The organism is Neobacillus sp. FW104-15D2 (genome assembly GCF_058790155.1).
Map to the genome: position 1 here is coordinate 1 of NZ_JBYTCJ010000066.1, position 1796 is coordinate 1796.

The following is a 1796-nucleotide window of genomic DNA, read 5'->3' on the forward strand; positions in this document are numbered from 1 at the left end:
GAAATGTTTAAATTGGAAAACTGCACACGAAGCGTTTTATGAGGAAGTGTCGCACTTAGATTGACAAACCGTCATATATTAAAAATTTAATATTTTACGAACATATATTTAAAGATTACTATCAATGTTCGTATTTTATTGACTTTAGTTACTGTGAATTGGTAAACTAATGAAGGAATTTATGTTTTTGCGTATTTACTAATAATAAGGTTAAAAACCCGGAGGTGCTTTTAATGTCTTCAGTAGTAGTAGTTGGAACACAATGGGGCGATGAAGGAAAAGGAAAAATAACTGACTTCCTTTCTGAAAATGCAGAAGTAATTGCCCGTTACCAGGGTGGAAATAATGCAGGCCATACGATTCGTTTTGGCGGCGAAACTTATAAATTGCATTTAATTCCTTCAGGTATCTTTTATAAAGATAAAATCAGCGTTATTGGTAATGGCATGGTAGTCGATCCAAAGGCTCTTGTGAAGGAATTGGCTTATTTGCTAGAAAAGGGCGTTACAGCAGATAATCTTCGTATCAGCAATCGTGCACATGTAATCCTTCCTTATCATTTAAAATTGGATGAAGTGGAAGAGGAAAGTAAAGGCGCCAATAAAATCGGAACTACGAAAAAAGGAATCGGGCCTGCCTACATGGATAAAGCAGCACGGGTAGGCATCAGAATCGCGGATTTGTTAGACCGTCAATCTTTTGAAGAAAAGCTTGCCCGCAACCTTCAGGAAAAGAACCGTTTATTTGAGAAAATTTATGAAACACAAGGATTCACCATTGAAGAAATTCTTGATGAGTACTACGAATATGGCCAGCAGATTAAAAAGTATGTTTGCGATACTTCTGTTGTTTTAAATGATGCTCTGGACGAAGGCCGTCGTGTATTATTTGAGGGTGCTCAGGGCGTTATGCTCGATATTGACCAGGGAACATACCCGTTTGTTACTTCTTCCAACCCTGTAGCAGGGGGCGTAACCATTGGATCAGGAGTTGGCCCTACCAAAATCACTCATGTTGTGGGCGTTTGTAAGGCCTATACATCTCGTGTAGGAGACGGACCGTTCCCTACTGAGTTAAATAATGAAATTGGCAACCAGATCCGCGAAGTTGGCCGTGAGTATGGCACTACAACAGGCCGTCCGCGCCGTGTTGGCTGGTTTGACAGTGTGGTTGTCCGCCATGCTCGCCGTGTCAGCGGTATTACCGATTTATCTTTAAACTCAATTGATGTTTTGTCAGGCATTGAAACATTAAAGATTTGTATCGCATATCGGTATAAGGGAGAAATTATTAATGAGTTCCCTGCCAGCCTGAACGTTATCTCTGAATGTGAGCCAGTTTATGAAGAGCTGCCAGGATGGACAGAAGATATTACAGGTGTTAAAACACTTGATGAACTTCCTGTAAATGCTCGCCATTATATTGAGCGTGTATCACAGCTGACTGGAATCCCTCTTTCCACTTTCTCAGTTGGACCGGATCGTAACCAGACAAATGTTGTGCGCAGTCCTTGGAGACAGAACTAAATAACTTTGGGATTTTGTTCCCGGTCGGGTCATAGTGACCCGGCCTTTTTTCTGACTTCCAGAGGATGATGATGGGCATACAAGTTTGAAGTTAGGCATCAGGCGTTGCGGTCGGGCATTTACTTCCCTTGGTGAGCATTTCTTTTATGAATCGTGCATTCTTGGGGCGGACTCGTGCATTCTATGCGTGAATTGGTACTGTCAAGAAGTCTGTGTAAGGCTATTTAAAATAAACAAAATACCCTCAGCTATCCAATATTTATAGGTTTT

The 1796-nt window shown here is 41.1% G+C and carries 1 protein-coding gene; it reads left to right on the forward strand.

The features are described 5' to 3' along the window. Nucleotides 1-233 precede the first annotated feature (233 nt). Complete coding sequence (locus AC3WR0_RS25315; protein WP_492554840.1) at nt 234-1526, forward strand: adenylosuccinate synthase; 1293 nt, start codon at nt 234-236, stop codon at nt 1524-1526. The last annotated feature ends 270 nt before the right edge of the window (nt 1527-1796 follow it).

Excerpts from the sequence above, each read along its gene's own strand:
- AC3WR0_RS25315 (WP_492554840.1), top strand. The coding sequence starts at position 234 with ATGTCTTCAGTAGTAGTAGTTGGAACACAATGGGGCGATGAAGGAAAA.